This window comes from Candidatus Proelusimicrobium excrementi (genome assembly GCF_937881865.1).
Classification (GTDB): domain Bacteria; phylum Elusimicrobiota; class Elusimicrobia; order Elusimicrobiales; family Elusimicrobiaceae; genus Proelusimicrobium; species Proelusimicrobium excrementi.
The window spans coordinates 1-1,683 of the sequence record NZ_CALGEO010000074.1 but is presented as its reverse complement, the minus strand read 5'-3'; the positions used below and the strand labels follow the sequence as shown (position 1 = coordinate 1,683).

Sequence of the window (1,683 nt, the reverse complement as noted above, 5' to 3'; positions counted from 1 at the left end):
AAAGTCCGCCGGTGCCGGGTAGATATATCCAAGGGCGTATTTGTTTGCTCTGGCCTGCTCCCAGCCCGCCGGATACTGCAGATTAAGGTCCACTCCCCTTATATTAGCCTTCCAGTCATCGGGGAAGCTTCCGCCTACGGCAAAAATATATTTAAAGCCGTATGGCAGAGAATAATGAAAGGCGTAAATCTTTAAATAAGACTAATTCCGCTTTATATAAAAGCCGCCCGAAATAAAATTCGGACGGCTTTTTTGTTTTCAAAACCGGCTTATCGCAAAAAATATTTATTTGGATTTGGCGGTTTTATCCTCCCCGGGTTGTGGGGCTTTTGCGCTTTTTTCTTTCGATTCCGCGCCGGCTGAGGGGGCACCGTCCTCCCCGTTAACGTATACGACGGAAGTTTCCAGATCAAAAGAAGGTGAAGCTACGGGCGTTTCTTCCGCGGCGGTTTTGTTTTTAAACAGGCTTTTGCCTAAAATCATGGCTCCGCCGGTAAACATGAAAGGCACCAATACCGTCGCCTGCAAAGAACCGAGGATATTTCCGGCCAGGCTCAGCACCGTACCGCCTATGGCCGCCGCGCTGGATAAGCTGAATATAAGCAGCGTGGTGTTGGCGGCTTTTTCCCCTCTTCCTTTAAGCGTGGCGTTCAAAAGAGGCGGAAAGAGGTTTGCGTCGCCTATAAAGAACATAGCCGCGCCGGCAAGGCCTAAAGGGGACATCCCGCCCAGCGCCAATGCGCTCAGGCCGCCTGCGGCCAAAGCCCCGGATATTTTATAAGTGGAATTTGAAGAAAGTATCCCACGTTTCTGCAGTTCCCCGCAGATAAGCCTGGCCGCGCCCATGGTGGCGTAAATCAGGACTCCGCCCAATATGTTTGGCATATCGGAAAGTACGCCGTAATGTTCCTGCGCCAGAGAAAATACGAGCAATGACGTGGTAAGCTCCCCGGCTTCTATCATGGCGAAGGCTAAAGCCGCTTTGCGCGCTTCTTTATCCTTGAGGAACATCTGCGCCAAAGCTTTAAGGCCGTTGTCGCCTTTTGATTCCGGGATAGGCACATCCTTATAATTGCCTTTAAATATGCTCCTTACAGCCATAAGGCTTAACGGGGCCAAAAGCAAAGGAAACGTAACCGCGCTGTTTACTTCCCCTAATCCTAAAGACTGGGAAAACCAGTTCAGTATGGGGCCGAACTCAAGGAACAGTATCGTACCCGCGCTTCTGGCCATGGTCGTCTGCGTTGTCAGAGAAAGGGCCTTTTGCGTGTCGAAGTTCGTATCTATCATCGGGAACATGGTGGCGTATTTTATTTCATTGCCCAAGGATATAAGCGTTATTCCGGAGAGGGAGGTTAAAAGCCCGGCCGCGCTTGCGTCTGCGGTAAAGCCGTTAAGCCCGCCGAATATCGTCATACCTACGCCTAAAGCCGTAGCCGCGGAGGCCGCTTTTGCCGGATTCGTTACTCCGTATTTTTTAAAGAAGTACCCCATAAAAGGCACCGCCATGGCCGGCAAATAGCTTATAAAGCTGATTATGGTGTTTGTGGCCGCGGTATCCAAATTATACACTTGGCTTATCATCGGGGCCGTGGCCGTAACGGTGGTGGCCGCAAGGAAGTTGTATATAAATGCTGAAGCCTTGGGGCCGGAGTCTTTTTTGCCCAAAAGCCAGCTTGATCC

Annotated in this window: 1 protein-coding gene; it reads right to left on the bottom strand. The window is 50.7% G+C overall.

Annotation, left to right across the window (positions count from 1 at the left end; all coding sequences use genetic code 11):
* Nucleotides 1–285: 285 nt before the first annotated feature.
* On the bottom strand, nucleotides 286–1,683 hold a 1,398-nt coding region (locus ACQY26_RS03540; protein WP_428047722.1), incomplete at its 5' end, for a hypothetical protein.